The following is a 15,478-nucleotide window of genomic DNA, read 5'->3' as shown; positions in this document are numbered from 1 at the left end:
ATCAATGTATGTCAGAATTTAAGCTTCACTCCCCTTTTGATCCTGCCGGAGACCAACCAACTGCCATCAAGGAATTAACCGAGGGAGTGCAAGCCGGGGACCAGTTTCAAACCTTACTAGGAATTACCGGATCTGGTAAGACCAGAACAATCGCTAACGTACTAGAAAATGTTCAGAAGCCAACATTGGTGATGAGTCACAACAAAACCTTGGCCGCTCAGCTATTTCGAGAATTAAGTGATTTCTTCCCAGATAACCGGGTTGAGTTCTTTATCTCCTACTATGATTACTATCAGCCCGAGGCTTATATCTCATCCCAGGATAAATACATTGAAAAAGACCTTTCCATAAATGATGAGATTCAACGTCTTCGATTGCGAGCTACCAGCTCGCTTCTTTCTGGTCGTCGTGATGTGGTTATTGTTTCTTCCGTGAGTTGTATCTACGGGATTGGATCGCCTTCTGAGTATGCAAAGCTAATCGTACAGTTAAAGACGGGTATGGAGATTCCCCGGAATAAGCTGCTCTATGATATGGTGGACCTTCACTATACTCGTAATGATCATGATTTTAGACGAGGCGTCTTTAGGGTTCGTGGAGATGTGATAGATGTATATCCGGCCTACTCAGATGAGGGCCTTCGCATTACAATGTGGGGGGATGAAATTGAAACACTCCAGCTCTTTGATACAGATTCGGGAAATGTAATAGAGCAAGTTCAGGAGTTTACGATCTACCCTGCCTCCCATTATGTGACTTCAAAATCTCGCCTGGAGGAATCCATTCAGCAAATCCGGGACGAGCTAACATGGAGAACCCAGGTTCTGATAGATGAGGAGAAATTTTTGGAAGCCAAACGACTTGAGCAACGTACATTGTTTGATCTGGAGATGATCCAGGAGATTGGCTATTGCTCCGGAATTGAAAACTATTCGAGATATCTAAGTGCCCGAAAACCCGGGGAGCGGCCCTTCTGCCTGATCGATTATTTCCCGGATGATTTCATGATTGTTGTGGATGAAAGTCATCAAACCATTCCGCAAATATCCGCTATGTATGGGGGAGACAGGTCTCGAAAAGTACAACTGGTAGAGCATGGGTTTAGATTGCCATCGGCTTTGGATAACCGCCCGCTCACTTTTGATGAATGGGAAACTCTGGTTAACCAGGCTATTTTTGTTAGTGCAACTCCCGGAGATTATGAACTTGAGAAAAGTGGTGGAGTCTACACCGAACAGATTATTCGGCCAACCGGACTCATGGAGCCCGAAGTGGAAGTCCGTCCTCTTTCTAACCAGGTGGATGACTTGCTTGAGGAAATCCGGATTCGAATTGCCAAAAAAGAGCGGGTTCTGGTAATTACACTCACCAAGCGTTTAAGTGAAGAACTAAGTGAGTATCTCAAGAACCTGGGGATTTCAGCTGCCTATATGCACAGTGAATTAGATGCCCTGGAGCGGATTGAAGTAATCTATAAGTATCGACGTGGCGATTTCGACGTATTGGTGGGTATTAACTTACTTCGCGAAGGGATTGATATCCCTGAATTGAGCCTAGTGGCCATTATGGACGCAGATAAAGAGGGCTTCCTGCGATCTGAAACCTCCCTTTTCCAGATTGTGGGGAGGGCAGCACGAAACGTGGAAGGAAAAGCTATTCTCTATGCCGATAAAATCACTGATAGTATGAGAAAAGTGCTGGACGAAACTAACCGGCGCCAGGAGATTCAGGAAGACTACAATCGTCAAAATGGGATTACTCCACAAACCGTACAAAAGGAATTAAAACCATTAGTTGATCCTTCGCTGATCTCTAACCAGAAATTCGATTATCAGAAAGAAGCTGAAAAACAGGCCGAACAGGATTACCTGGAATCCATTAAAGTGGCTGAAGATGGCATTCAATACAAGGCCAGTCCAGCTATGAACGAAGTTACCTTCGAAAGCAAGGATAAACTGATAGAACATCTTAGAGAAACCATGCTCCAGGCCGCAAGAAATATGGAATTTGAAGAGGCTGCCAGGATCAGAGACCAGATTGATAAACTAGAGAAGGAATTATAGCAAATAGTTTTCATGGAGAATACAGATGATCTGATCGTTGTTATTTCTGAGCTAATAAGAGAGCAATTTCCAAATGTGAGCTTTAGTCTCGAAAACGATAATCTAATGGTAATTGAACAGGAGCTTAAAAACGGTTTCAAAATCATAATTGCACAAGGAGAGATAGAAAACACCCTTTATTTAGGGTCATGGCATATGCACTTCGAAAAGGATATCGACGGAAAAAATGAACTTGTAGACTACCTTCATTTTGGAATGTCTCGGTTAGGACGAGTAAAAGCTTTCGCTAGAAAGGGTAAAGAGTATAAATGGGTTTTCGAAACTAAAAATATTGAAGATGGTTTGTGGTATCCAGTGGGTACAATGGGGTTAATAAACCTTAAATTTTGGCAAAAGACTCAAATAGAGTATTACCAAAATGACTTTATTCCATTAGAACAAAACTAATAACTGGCGATAAACCGATGAATTTAAACCAGGTAACTATCCCATCCCTAGATCTGGAAAAATCTGTTCCCTTTTACGAGAAACTTGGATTAAAACCCATCGTGAAGGCACTGCCCCATTATGCCAGATTCGAATGCCCGGATGGTGATTCCACCTTTTCAATTCATCAAGTAAGTGAACTGCCCACGGGAGAAGGCATATTTATCTATTTTGAATGTGAAGAACTTGACGATTTTGTAGAGGAAATAAAGAAAAAGGGAATCTTGTTCACTCTTGAGCCCATTGACCAACCCTGGTTATGGAGGGAAGCAAGACTCAATGATTTAGATGGAAACCAATTGATTCTTTACACCGCAGGCGAAAACAGAAAAAACCCACCCTGGAAAGTCGATGAGTAAAACCCTATCGATCCTTGTCTTTATAGTTATTCCCTATTTACTGGCCATTGACTGTGAAGATGATTGCATGGTCATAGAAAATGTGTATTTAGAAGAGTCCGTCTCGATAATCTCCTTAAGCCCTTTGCAGGGAGCTTATGAAGCCGGTGATGACGTAACGCTTTCCATAAGCGTCCCGTCCTCCAACAACTATTTCGGCGAGTCTGTTAATCTCTTTGAAGAAACGGGAGAAGAATCAGCCACCGTCATAATATCTTTACAGATAATGATTTGAGCTTTGTTACAGGTAGTCAGGGCGAGCATTCTAACTGGGTTATCGCGCCTTATAATCCTCAAACCGGTATGTATGAGGTAGAAATTAATGTCACATTAAATAGAACCGGCGCCTATTCCCACTATAATGGCGGTAAAGTACAATTTGGCGCTTCCGATTGCCCGGATTACGAGCTGAATGTTCTTTTTGATGGAGTGGATGTTGATTTTATTCAGTTTACTGTAAGTGAGTAAACACCCAATCTTTCTCTTTTACTCGTCATCCTGAGCATACTTGCGAAGGATCATCGAAATGCTCAGAAAACAAGCTTAATCTAGAATCGAAACAAGTTTGGAGGCATCGCGTCCACTGCGTGGTATTATATACTGCCAGCCTTGGAAACGTAATTTTTATCACCTCTGCAATAATGAATAGATCAATAATCTCCGCTTTCTTGATCATTATGGTATCATTCTCTTTTGGTTGTAATGATTCTAAAAAGACCGACAACACATTCGAATGGAACTTAGACAGAGAGAGGGAACACAACGCAAACAGAAATGACTCAACAAAGATAAGTCAGGGAAGTTGGGAAGCAGATATTGGGAACATAACTATTTCCGGAGAGCCCTTAATAAATGGCATTTTTCCTGTCCCGGAATATAGCCTTCTTGATAGTACTTTTAATGGAATGGGAAGCTGGGGTGACTGGACGGGTATTGATTTAGAGAGTAAGAAAATCGTTTATCACTCTATATATGTTAATAGAAATAATCTTAACAAAGCGTTTATTGAGGACAAAGAAAACGAAGTGTTCTTTGCCATTGCTGTGCTGACGGATAGTGTTGACCAACAATGGTTCTCTCATACAAGCCTTTCTGTATCATCAAGAAATTATCCCCATTTTGCCGGGCAGGGCTTCGTAAAAACTAAAACCAATAAAGTTGATTTCGTTTCCTTCTTAACCGCCGACAGAAATGCCTATGCGATTGTTAATATGCGGTTATTCGACTTGAGGATTGGGCGTCTTGTACTTATTGCTCCTCAAAAGGATGGAACGTTACGGTCGTTACAACTAGATAGCCCGGTAATGTCTTATGAAGAAATGGATGCGCATATAAAATTGCTGCTAAAACAAGATGAAGAAGTAATTCGGTTTTTTACCCAGGCGAATAATATTTGAATCTCACTTCGCATAAAATCCTCGGGAGATTTTTAAGGTTTATTGTTAGTAATGAACACCTACTCTTTTATCTGTCATCCTGAGGCTACTGCCGAAGGATCAACACAAACTCAAATAATTCGGGTTTTCTGTTGATTCTTCGCTTCGCTCAGAATGACAATGGAAAGGATTGTAGCTTGGAAGCAAAAAGGGGGTAAGCGATCAAGCCCACCCCCTGAGGGATTTATGGAGTTTCATAAATACCGACTAATAACCACCAGCTAAGGCTTTTATTTTTCGGGATTACCAACTTTTTTGGCCAATCGGCCTAACTCCATCAATTCCTCAGAGGAAAGGACTTCAAATTCATTCACTATATGCTGCAAGTGTTTAGGGAAATATTCGGTTATGAATTTCTCCCCTTTTTCCGATAGGGAAATGATTACCGCCCTGCCATCCCTGGGGTCTTTCTCCTTCTTCACATAACCCTGCTTCTCAAGGTTGTCAATTACCAGGGTAATGTTACCTCCGCTTTTTAAGATTCGGGAGCCCAGCTCTTTTTGGCTTTGGGGTCCGATATGCAGCAAGGCTTCAAGAATACCAAACTGGCTGACTGTAAGGTTTACACAGGCCAGGCAGCGGCTTAACCGGTTGTTAATGCTTTCAGAAGCACGAGTCAGCTTGATGAATGCATTCAGGGTTTCTATTTCTCTTTTTGAGCCTTGGTACTTAGTGGGCATAGGTAAAAGAATTTTTTATCTGAATTCGAGATTAAGAAAATGCTGTAGGGCACCTAAATGATATCACTTCATTCCCGTGAAAGCGGGAATCTAACTTTAGAAAAAGAAGATTGCTCTTAGCATCAATTTAGATTCCGGCTTTCGCTGCGGAATGACCTTGTATTATCTAATCTAAGGGTTCTTTTTAATTCGAATTCCTAATTTGTTTAATGTTAAACAAACTTAGTCAGACGCTCAACCGTTCGTTATAACTCATATTCAATCGTTACGGGAGCGTGGTCGGAGATATCCCATTTCTTTTCGATGGTAGCTGTTGTCGCCTTCTCCGCTAGTTCAGGCGAAGCAAAATGATAGTCAATTCTCCAGCCTTTATTTCTCTCTTTGGATGCTGCCCTATAACTCCACCAGGAGTACAAATCCTTTTCTCCGGGACGTAGTTTCCGGAATACATCTACGTATCCCTGTTCTATAAAACTACTAATCCAAGCCCTTTCTTCGGGTAAAAACCCAGAGTTCTTATGTTGTTGACTGGGATTATGAATATCGATTTCCTCATGACAAATGTTGAAATCTCCACAAATCAGGATGGGCTTGTTATTGTTCAGCCTCTCTTTTCCATAAACCATAAAGTCATCCAGGAAGCTCATTTTCATATCCTGGCGAATATCTCCTGTGGTACCACTTGGCACATATACAGATACCAAATTGAACGCGTCAAACTCTGTTAGCAACACTCGCGCTTCACTATCTATCCAATCAATCCCTATTCCCTGAGAAATATTGAGGGGTTCTTCTTTACTGAATATTGCTACCCCGGAGTAGCCTTTCTTTTCTGCCAGATAATAGGATTGATGGTAATCTAACTCTTTAAGTTCCTCAGGGACCTGATCTATGTCTGCTCTTATTTCCTGAAAACAAACGATATCAGGATCGGATTCGCTTAGCCAATCAAGAATCCCTTTTCTGTGAGCTGCCCTTACCCCGTTAATATTGTATGAGCTGATTTTGAGCATCAAACCCCTTTCAGTATAGCGTACTTTCGCTTACCCACTTTGAGAACTTTTTCGTCTCCGGCTTCAAGAACAACCTCAAGGCCAAAATCCTGCACTTTTTCATCATCAATACTTACACCGCCTTGTTTAATGAGGCGCTTTGACTCGCCATTGCTTGGAGAAAAATTAAGCTCAGAAATGATTTCAAGAATACGCTTGGCTTCTCCAGTAGTAATTTCAAATTCGGGCACATCATCAGGGACCTGCTTGTTGATCACTGTTTTTTCGAAGTGTTCTCTTGCTGATGAAGCCTCTTCCTCTCCGTGATATAGCTTTGTGATAGCAAATGCCAAATCATGCTTAGCATTACGCGGATCAGATTCTGCTTTTGCCTTCATCGCAGGTAAATCATCCACAGAAACATCGGTTACCAATTCAAAATAAGTATAGATCAAATCATCAGGTATGGAAAGCGACTTCCCATACATGTCATTTGGCGATTCGTCAATTCCGATATAGTTATCATAGGATTTAGACATCTTCGCAGAACCGTCCGTCCCTACAAGTAGAGGCATCATCAAACAAATTTGTGGCTCAATCCCGCTGTCCTTTTGAAGCTGGCGTCCTACTAATAAATTGAACTTTTGATCGGTTCCTCCAAGCTCTACATCATTTTCGAGATGTACTGAATCCTGGCCTTGAGCTAGTGGATATAGAAACTCATGAAGAGAAATAGGCTCATTGTTCTGAAATCTTTTGGAGAAATCATCCCGTTCGATCATTCGGGCAACAGTGGTTTTTGAGCTTAAGCGAATCACATCGATAAAACTCATAGAGCCAAGCCAATCATTGTTATTCACAATGGAAAGTCGGTCGGTATCCAAAATCTTTTTTGCCTGATCGATATACGACTGGGCATTGTCCATTACTTCTTCTGCAGTAAGTGGGGGTCTAGTTGAGTTTTGGCCTGTAGGGTCTCCAATCATTGCAGTAAATCCGCCTATAATTAGTACTGCTTCATGACCCAGGTCCTGGAACTGGCGCATTTTTCGAAGTACTACCGAATGGCCCAGATGCAAATCTGGACGGGTAGGATCAACTCCTAGCTTAATCCTTAGTGGCGTATTCTTTTTATAAGATCTTTCAAGTTTTTCCTTTAACTCATTTAGAGGAACTATTTCTGTTGTTCCTCTTTGAATAATTTTGAGTTGCTCGTCTACAGGCAAAAACGACATTTAATTATCAGATGTATCTTCGTTGTTGTTATTTAGAAAAGGCAGGTTCTCTACCGGGTTGTACTTGCTTAAGTTCTCTTTTACCGTTTCGGTATATCCCTCAGCACCGGGATAAATTACAGCGACAGCTTCATAAGTCCATGGGCCTAAATAGATAATGTACGGGTACAAGATAGAGGAGTCTCGCACTTCTTCTTTCGGAACATTAAAACCCGCCAGCAATAAAAGAATGGTGCTAACTATAATGCCACTTTTAAGGATCCCAAAAACGGCCCCTAAGATCCTGTTCACCAAACTAAGTTTGGCAGCTTTCAGCAGCTCTTTTGTTAGATAAGCGACTATCGCCACTACAGTAAGTGTACCCAGGAAAAGAAGTGCAGCTGAAAGAAACGGTATGTACGCAGCAGCAGAATCTTCAAAGAATGGAGCGATAATGATGCTCAGCGCGTCCATATATTTGAAGGTCAAAAATACCGCGAGGGTTATTCCAACAATATTCAGGATCTCTTTAACTATTCCATTTACTGCACCTTTGTATGCAAAGTACAATAAAGGAACGGCTATGATGAGATCCAGAATATCCATTTTAGCCCACTAACTCCTCTTTCACTATTCGGCTTACCAGACTTCCATCGGCTTTACCTTTGAGCTTCCCCATAATAGGGCCCATAACCTTGCCCATGTCTTGCGGCTCGGAAGCGCCCATTGCTGAAATTTTCTCCTTAACAATGGCGCGAACTTCTTCTTCGCTCATCATTTCAGGTAGATAAGCCTCAATGATCCCAAGCTCTAGCTTTTCGTTCTCGGCAAGATCATTTCTTCCACCTTCTTCAAACTGAGTAATGGATTCCTTTCTTTGTTTGGCCGCTTTGGTCAAAACCTGGAGAGCTTGCTCATCAGACAGTTCGGCTTCTCCTCCTTGTCTTTCCGAGATCTCTTTTTCCATAAGCTTTGCCTTTATTGACCGGAGAACCCTGAGTCGGTCTTGGTCTTTGGCCTTCATGGCATCTTTTAAATCTGAGAAAATTTGGTCTTTAATTGACATGCTAAATCCTAATTGGGTGAAATTTAAGCAAAAAAAAAGGTTACGCAATCAGCTTGCATAACCTTTAATTCCTTGTAGGTTCTTATCAAGCCTTATTCTTCTGAATAAAATCTTTAACCTGATCCTGATCAACCATTGCTTCGCGATAAGAATACTTGCCGCTATCATTTTTGGTTGAAATAATCACTTTAGCCATCCTTCTTTGAGAGGCTCTCGCTTGTAATGCTTCTGAACCGAATACTTGTTTCTTAGCCATTGCTCAACCTTATTTGATTTCTTTGTGAACGGTGTGTTTACGAAGAACAGGATTATATTTTTTGAGCTCCATGCGCTCAGTATGTGTTCTTCTGTTTTTTGTAGTTACGTATCGAGAAGAACCTGGCTTCTCGGTGCATTCTAAAATAACTTGAACTCTATTGCCTTTAGCCATTTACTTATACCTTTTTTAGCAGGGTTCCTTTACGACGAGCATCTTTAAGCACTTCAGTAATCCCTTTCTTATTGATGGTTCTAAGTGTTTTAGCAGACACTTTTAGTGTAATCCATTCATCTTGTTCAGGAATATAAAATCGTCGTTTTTGTAAATTCAGATGAAAGCGATGCTTTGTCTTATTATTCGACTTAGAAGAACGATAACCGTTCATCGCCTTTCTTCCTGTAATATCGTCTCTTCGCGACATTGGTCTTCTGATTATTTCGATTTTGAGATAGACTCCAAAGATAGGGGTATCGCGTTCAAAATACAATGTTCAGAAAGCCAAAAATTCTACAAAAAGTTAGTTTTCCACGAAATCTGAAATTATCCACATTAGAAACAGGAGTTAAACTCTCCCAAATTTTCCCGCTAACCCCCGATCTCACTTTTTTTCGATATTAACCTTGCCTTTTTTTGTTTTTGCCCCTAATAGCTCTATTTTCTGGCGTTAAAAAACTCATCTAACTTAGCTATTACCCATATTTATGGCGAAAAAACAAAATTCCGACTACAAGGCATCAAATATACAAGTTTTAGAGGGTCTTGAAGCGGTAAGAAAGCGCCCTGCGATGTACATCGGAGATACCGGGCAACGGGGACTTCACCACCTTATTAACGAAGTAGTTGACAATTCCATTGATGAAGCGCTGGCAGGACACTGTGATCACATTGTAGTACAGATTAATACGGACGGATCCATGACCATTGAAGATAATGGTCGGGGCATTCCGGTAGACATGCACCCTAAGCTTGGGCTTCCTGCGGTAGAGGTAGTACTTACTAAACTTCATGCCGGAGGTAAGTTTGATAAAGATACTTATAAAGTATCTGGAGGCCTTCATGGTGTGGGTGTAAGTTGTGTAAACGCATTATCAACGGTCTTTAAGGCTGAAATTCATCGCGGAGGAAAAATCCATACGATGAGTTTTGAGCAGGGAATTACTAAAGACAAACTAAAATCAGAAGGAAAAACGGATCGCACGGGTACCATTATCACCTTCCTTCCTGATCCTACCATTTTTACTCAAACCGTCGAGTTCAAATTTAACATCATTGCAGAAAGGATGAGGGAACTAGCCTTCCTGAATCCCGAAGTAACTATCGAACTTATTGACCAGCGCGAGGAAGACGAAGAGCTTGGTAAAGAAGTGTATCACTATGAAGGTGGTGTAAAAGATTTTGTCCAATATTTGGATGCGTCAAGGGATTCGGCTATGCCGATTCCTATATATATAAGGGGAGAAGTTGAAGGAGTGCCTGTTGAACTGGCGATGCAATACAACAGCTCTTATGCCGAGAATGTGCATTCGTATGTGAACAACATCAATACCCGAGAGGGTGGAACTCATGTTTCCGGATTTAGAAGAGCACTTACCCGATCTCTGAAAAATTATGCGGACAAGAATAACCTCATCAAGTCGAATAGCAAGGTGAGTATTTCCGGGGAAGACTTTAGAGAAGGCCTAACCGCAGTGTTAAGTGTGAAGGTAGCTGAGCCTCAATTTGAAGGTCAGACTAAAACAAAACTGGGTAACTCAGAAGTTCAAAGTGCTGTTGAGATTACGGTTTATGATCAGCTGAACGAATACCTGGAGCAAAATCCAAAGATTGCTAAAAAGGTAATCGAAAAGGTTGTGTTGGCGGCTGAAGCCCGAGAAGCTGCCAGAAAAGCAAAGCAATTGGTTCAGCGAAAAAGCGTGATGAGCGGTGGCGGACTTCCTGGTAAACTGGCTGATTGCTCCATCAAAGATCCTGAGCATTGCGAAATATACTTAGTGGAGGGTGATTCTGCGGGTGGTTCTGCTAAAATGGGCCGAAACAGAAGCTTCCAAGCTATTCTTCCTCTTCGTGGTAAGATTTTGAATGTGGAGAAAGCAAAGATCAACAAGATCCTGGAGAACAAAGAAATCCAGGCGATGATTACAGCTTTTGGTTCCGGCATTGGCCATAGTGAAGAAGAATTTGAGTTAGAAAAACTTCGATATCATAAAATCATCATTATGACAGATGCAGATATCGATGGATCTCATATTCGCACATTGCTGCTCACTTTCTTCTACAGATATATGAGGCCACTTATCGAAAGTGGGTACGTGTACATCGCGACCCCCCCTCTTTATAGAGTTACAGCCGGTAAAAATATCGAATATGCCTGGGATGACGACACCAGGGATAAGCTCATCAAAGAGTTTAAAAAAGGTAAGAGAAAATTTGATGTATCAAGGTATAAGGGTCTGGGTGAGATGAACCCGGAACAGCTATGGGAAACTACGATGGATCCGGAAACCCGAACTTTGCAGCAGGTTTCTATTGAAAGTGCTGCCGGTGCTGATAAAATGTTCTCCATGCTGATGGGAGACGATGTTGCACCAAGAAGGGAATTCATCGAGCGCAATGCCAAGTACGCAAAACTTGATATCTAACAACACCTCATTTTTTACAAAACTAATTCATGGCTAGAGAAAAGATTATACCTATTACCATAGAAGACGAAATGCAGTCATCGTACATCGATTATTCGATGTCGGTAATTGTCTCTCGTGCACTTCCGGATGTTCGTGATGGATTGAAGCCGGTTCACCGAAGAGCACTTTATGGTATGAGCGAACTGGGAATGCTTCATAACCGTGGGTACAAGAAAAGTGCCCGTATTGTGGGTGAAGTACTTGGTAAGTATCACCCTCACGGTGATTCTGCCGTTTATGATACCATTGTAAGAATGGTTCAGACCTTCTCATTGAGATATCCTTTGGTGGATGGACAAGGAAACTTTGGTTCGGTTGATGGCGACTCTGCTGCCGCAATGCGATATACCGAAGTCCGCATGGACCGAATTGCTGAAGAACTGCTAACGGATATCAACAAAGAGACGGTTGATTACCAGCCCAACTTCGATGACACCCTCCAGGAACCAACGGTCCTTCCGGGCGCTCTTCCAAACCTATTGGTTAATGGGTCTTCAGGTATTGCTGTAGGTATGGCCACGAATATGGCTCCTCATAACCTCACTGAGGTTATTAATGGTATCACCGAGTTTATTGACAATCCTGATATAGAAATTCCGGAATTGATGAAGCTCATCACTGCTCCTGATTTCCCAACTGGTGGTATTATCTATGGGTATGAAGGAGTTAAAGATGCTTACGAAACGGGTCGCGGTAAAGTAGTGCTCCGCGCACGAGCCAGTACAGAGGAGCTTCGTGGTGGAAGGGAGCAGATTGTGGTTACAGAAATCCCTTATCAGGTAAATAAAAGTTCGCTCATCGAAAAAATTGCTGAGCTGGTTTCTAATGAGAAAATCACCGAGATCTCTGAGGTTCGGGACGAATCGGATCGAGAGGGAATGAGAGTTGTGATCATCCTGAAAAGATCAGCAAATGCTGGCGTGGTACTGAACCAGCTTTATAAGTACACCCAGATGCAGAACACCTTCGGTATCATCAACCTGGCACTTGTCCAGGGCCGACCTAAGATTATGAATTTAAAAGAGTTGATCTATCACTATGTAGAGCATAGAATTGAGATCATTATCCGAAGAACGATCCATGATCTTGAAGCTGCTGAAGCTCGTGCCCACATTCTTGAGGGGCTGAAGATCGCTCTTGATAACCTTGACGAAGTGATTAAAACAATCCGGGCTTCTAAGAATCCTCAGATTGCTAATGTTGAGCTTCGTAAGAAATTTGCGTTAACCGACATCCAGGCTAAAGCAATTCTTGAAATGAGATTGCAAAAACTGACTGGTCTTGAGCGTGATAAGATCGATACTGAATACAATGAGATTGTTGGAAAAATCGCTGAGTTCAGAGTTATTCTTTCAGATAGAGATCGACAAACGAGCATTATTAAGGAAGAGCTTGAGGATTTAAAAGCTCGTTATGGTGATGAGCGTCGATCTCAGATCGTGTATTCTGCAGAGGACTTCAATGTGGAAGACATGATCGCGGATGAGGATGTGGTGGTAACCATTTCCAACAAAGGCTTCATCAAGCGAATGCCCGTGAGTGGATATCGAAGACAGCGTCGTGGCGGTAAAGGAATGAAGGGGACCACCACTCGTGACGAGGAATATGTAGAACATTTGTTTGTAGCCACCAATCATAACTACATCCTCTTCTTTACCGAGAAGGGACAATGTTACTGGTTGAAGGTATATGAGATTCCTGAAGGTGGCCGACTCGCAAGAGGGCGAGCGATTGTCAACCTTATTGAAATCGATAAGGATGATGCTATTAAAGCCTTTGTTCCGGTTAAAACACTTAGTGATGAAGAGTATGTAAAAGCACAATCCATCGTGATGTGTACAAAAGAAGGTCAAATCAAAAAGACCTCTTTGGAAGCATACAGCCGCCCACGAAGAGATGGTATCATCGCCATCAATATTAAAGAAGGTGATAGCCTGCTTGGCGCTGAGCTTACCGATGGTGATTGCAATATCATTCTGGCAAACAGAAATGGTAGAGCCATTCGCTTCCACGAGAGCGATGTTCGTGAGATGGGCCGAAACACTTCTGGTGTTCGCGGAATGACGGTTGCCAAGGAAGACGAAATCGTTGACATGGTAGTCATCAAAAATGCACACGAAGCAACCGTTTTGGCTATCTCAGAAAATGGTTACGGCAAGCGCTCACTGGTTGATGACTACAGGGAGCAATCTCGTGGCGGAAAGGGAGTCATTACTCTTAAGGTTACTCCAAAAACGGGCCAACTAATTGCCCTAAAAGAAGTAACCGACCAGGATGATCTCATGATCATTACCGAGCGTGGAAAAGTCATTCGAATGAGCTGTGGCGGAATCCGAACCATGGGAAGAAATACCCAGGGCGTTCGAATTATGCGACTAGATTCCGATGGGGCCATTGCTGCAGTTACACGAGTTGTTAATGAAGATGAGGAAGAGGAGATTTAGATTAACATTCCTTATTTAGGAATTGAAACCCTGATTAGTTTACTGATCAGGGTTTTTTATTTTCACTTATTCCTTTTCTATTAATCCTTTATTAGTATAGGCATATCATCTCACAAATTTTACTCAAGAAGAATATTACATGACGCGGGCATCAATAATCTTACTAGTTTCAGCTGGGCTTTTATTAAGTATATCGGCTAATGCTCAAGAAGCTATTAACAACACTAAGTCAGACGATCACAAACAAGTAATTGGAACTGGATTTTTTTTGGTCCCTCCTCCGGGTTTTAGTTCAGCCACTAATTTTCAGGGCTTTCAACAAGAGTCAAGTGGGGGATCTATAATTCTTACTGTACTTCCAGCTCCTTTTTCAGAAATCTCTGGTACTCTAACGGCAGAAGCTTTTTTAGCTGGGGGTATGGAGCTACAAACTTCGGAAGATGTTAAAGTTAATGGGGATCAGGGATATTTTATTACCCTAAAGCAGAATGCATACGGAATTACATTTTCAAAATATATGCTCGTTTTTGGTGATGAAGAAACTATTTATATGGTTACTGGGAGTTTTCCACTTGAGGCTGAAGAAACGGGCAAAAATATTCGTAGATCAATGTTTTCTGTAGTTTATGAAAAAGACTTGATGGTTGACCCTCTTGCTTCTGCTCCGTTTTCAATAAATACGGACAATACTAAATTAAAATTTGCTCAAAATATGTCCGGGAGCTTTCTATATACAGTCGATGGTAAAGTTCCAACAGAATCAAATGATAAAACAAGTCTGTTTATTGGAATGTCGTATTCAAAAATTCAGCCATTGAATATGAAAGCGACTGCTCTTCAGAGGATTAATACTTTGCCCTATGATAAAATTGATGTTGATGAAAGCTCTATTAATAAAATTGAAATCGGGGGTATTTCTGGTTATGAAATTATAGGAGAAGGTTTAGATAATACAACAGGAGAATCTGAGCTAATTTATCAAGCAATGCTATTTTCCAACGACGATTACTTCATTATCCTTGGAACAACAAACAATGACCAAGAAGAAAATCTTGACTTGTTTAAAAGAATAACTAATACTTTTAGAAAGAATTGAATAGAACTCTAATTCCTATTCTTTCTAATTTTGGGTCCGGAGCATTTAATTGATCCGTAGTTTTTATTAGGAAAGCCTTTGTTATAACTATACATCAAATGCGTGGTTATCTTCAATCAGAGATGAATATTTCGGAGGAGGTTTATCAAATTTTACAGGAAAATTCCAGGAAAAAGGAATTAGGTAAGAATAAACTATTATTTCAACCGCCTTCATCTGCTCGCAAAATTTTATTCCTGGAAACAGGATTAATGCGCGGCTACAAAATTGCTGACGGTAAAGATTATACTCATCATTTCTTCACTCCGAATTGGTTCGCTACAGATTTTGAAAGTTTTCTGACCAGTAGTCCTGGCTCGCTTTTTATAGAATCATTAACCCCGGTCAGCTACCTTGAAATCGATAAAGAAGTTCTTTATAGGTTGTATGAAGAACACCATCAGCTTGAGAAGCTCGGGCGTGAAATTGCAGAAATAGCTTATTTGATAACTGTAGAAAAAGTGTCGGATTTACAGATGCTGAATCTGAAAGAGCGATACAAGAGCTTAATCAGGAAAAACCCTCAACTATTTATTAATGTACCTCAGAAATATATCGCATCATATCTGGGTGTTTCTGAACAAAGTTTAAGTAGAATTAAAGGGAAGTAAGTTCTTAACAAAT

Annotated in this window: 18 protein-coding genes; 10 read left to right on the top strand and 8 right to left on the bottom strand. The window is 41.3% G+C overall.

The features are described 5' to 3' along the window. The first annotated feature begins 8 nt into the window (after window positions 1-8). The 6 genes from uvrB (at window position 9) to ED557_10235 (ending at window position 4,344) form a co-directional block, all read left to right on the top strand. Window positions 9-2,063 (top strand): excinuclease ABC subunit UvrB, encoded by a 2,055-nt coding sequence (gene uvrB / locus ED557_10260; protein ID RNC83090.1) that lies wholly within the window; start codon window positions 9-11, stop codon window positions 2,061-2,063. A gap of 12 nt (window positions 2,064-2,075) precedes the next feature. Next, entirely contained in the window at window positions 2,076-2,510 is a 435-nt protein-coding gene (locus ED557_10255) for a hypothetical protein (protein ID RNC83089.1), read from the top strand. A gap of 17 nt (window positions 2,511-2,527) precedes the next feature. Then, entirely contained in the window at window positions 2,528-2,908 is a 381-nt protein-coding gene (locus ED557_10250) for a VOC family protein (GenBank protein RNC83088.1), read from the top strand. Then, complete coding sequence (locus ED557_10245) at window positions 2,901-3,182, top strand: hypothetical protein (GenBank protein ID RNC83087.1); 282 nt, start codon at window positions 2,901-2,903, stop codon at window positions 3,180-3,182. Before ED557_10250 ends, ED557_10245 begins: the two co-directional genes overlap by 8 nt. Beyond that, a complete protein-coding gene (locus ED557_10240) occupies window positions 3,179-3,415 on the top strand; it encodes a hypothetical protein (GenBank protein ID RNC83086.1) in 237 nt (78 codons plus the stop codon). Before ED557_10245 ends, ED557_10240 begins: the two co-directional genes overlap by 4 nt. 119 nt (window positions 3,416-3,534) lie before the next feature. Further along, complete coding sequence (locus tag ED557_10235; protein RNC83085.1) at window positions 3,535-4,344, top strand: hypothetical protein; 810 nt, start codon at window positions 3,535-3,537, stop codon at window positions 4,342-4,344. 269 nt (window positions 4,345-4,613) lie between these two features. On the opposite strand, the gene ED557_10230 is transcribed toward ED557_10235, so the two are convergent. The 8 genes from ED557_10230 to rpmB form a co-directional block, all read right to left on the bottom strand. After that, complete coding sequence (locus tag ED557_10230; GenBank protein ID RNC83084.1) at window positions 4,614-5,063, bottom strand: MarR family transcriptional regulator; 450 nt, start codon at window positions 5,061-5,063, stop codon at window positions 4,614-4,616. Between the two features lie 245 nt (window positions 5,064-5,308). Then, window positions 5,309-6,076 carry an exodeoxyribonuclease III gene (gene xth, locus ED557_10225; protein RNC83083.1) on the bottom strand — a complete coding sequence of 256 codons (768 nt, stop codon included), beginning with the start codon at window positions 6,074-6,076 and terminating at the stop codon, window positions 5,309-5,311. Further along, entirely contained in the window at window positions 6,076-7,290 is a 1,215-nt protein-coding gene (locus ED557_10220; GenBank protein RNC83082.1) for a tyrosine--tRNA ligase, read from the bottom strand. Before ED557_10220 ends, xth begins: the two co-directional genes overlap by 1 nt. Beyond that, the gene (locus ED557_10215; GenBank protein RNC83081.1) at window positions 7,291-7,875 is read right to left on the bottom strand and encodes a CvpA family protein; all 585 of its coding nucleotides are present in this window, start codon (window positions 7,873-7,875) and stop codon (window positions 7,291-7,293) included. It abuts the gene before it with no gap. A 1-nt stretch (window position 7,876) separates the two neighbouring features. Next, window positions 7,877-8,335: a GatB/YqeY domain-containing protein gene (locus ED557_10210; GenBank protein RNC83080.1), complete on the bottom strand. Its 459-nt coding sequence runs from the start codon at window positions 8,333-8,335 to the stop codon at window positions 7,877-7,879. 85 nt (window positions 8,336-8,420) lie between these two features. Continuing rightward, window positions 8,421-8,591 (bottom strand): DUF4295 domain-containing protein, encoded by a 171-nt coding sequence (locus ED557_10205; GenBank protein RNC83079.1) that lies wholly within the window; start codon window positions 8,589-8,591, stop codon window positions 8,421-8,423. Window positions 8,592-8,600: 9 nt separating this feature from the next. Next, window positions 8,601-8,765 carry a 50S ribosomal protein L33 gene (rpmG, locus tag ED557_10200; protein RNC83078.1) on the bottom strand — a complete coding sequence of 55 codons (165 nt, stop codon included), beginning with the start codon at window positions 8,763-8,765 and terminating at the stop codon, window positions 8,601-8,603. A 4-nt stretch (window positions 8,766-8,769) separates the two neighbouring features. After that, window positions 8,770-9,015: a 50S ribosomal protein L28 gene (rpmB, locus tag ED557_10195; protein ID RNC83077.1), complete on the bottom strand. Its 246-nt coding sequence runs from the start codon at window positions 9,013-9,015 to the stop codon at window positions 8,770-8,772. 280 nt (window positions 9,016-9,295) lie between these two features. On the opposite strand from rpmB, the gene gyrB reads away from it, so the two are divergent. The 4 genes from gyrB (at window position 9,296) to ED557_10175 (ending at window position 15,465) form a co-directional block, all read left to right on the top strand. After that, window positions 9,296-11,233: a DNA topoisomerase (ATP-hydrolyzing) subunit B gene (gene gyrB, locus ED557_10190; GenBank protein ID RNC83076.1), complete on the top strand. Its 1,938-nt coding sequence runs from the start codon at window positions 9,296-9,298 to the stop codon at window positions 11,231-11,233. Window positions 11,234-11,262: 29 nt separating this feature from the next. After that, window positions 11,263-13,719: a DNA gyrase subunit A gene (gyrA, locus tag ED557_10185; GenBank protein ID RNC83075.1), complete on the top strand. Its 2,457-nt coding sequence runs from the start codon at window positions 11,263-11,265 to the stop codon at window positions 13,717-13,719. 139 nt (window positions 13,720-13,858) lie between these two features. Next, the gene (locus ED557_10180; protein ID RNC83074.1) at window positions 13,859-14,815 is read left to right on the top strand and encodes a hypothetical protein; all 957 of its coding nucleotides are present in this window, start codon (window positions 13,859-13,861) and stop codon (window positions 14,813-14,815) included. 122 nt (window positions 14,816-14,937) lie between these two features. Then, the gene (locus tag ED557_10175; GenBank protein RNC83073.1) at window positions 14,938-15,465 is read left to right on the top strand and encodes a Crp/Fnr family transcriptional regulator; all 528 of its coding nucleotides are present in this window, start codon (window positions 14,938-14,940) and stop codon (window positions 15,463-15,465) included. The last annotated feature ends 13 nt before the right edge of the window (window positions 15,466-15,478 follow it).

Source organism: Balneola sp. (genome assembly GCA_003712055.1).
Lineage (GTDB): Bacteria > Bacteroidota > Rhodothermia > Balneolales > Balneolaceae > RHLJ01.
The sequence above is the reverse complement of the archived record's forward strand: the minus strand, read 5'-3'. Positions and strand labels throughout refer to the sequence as shown.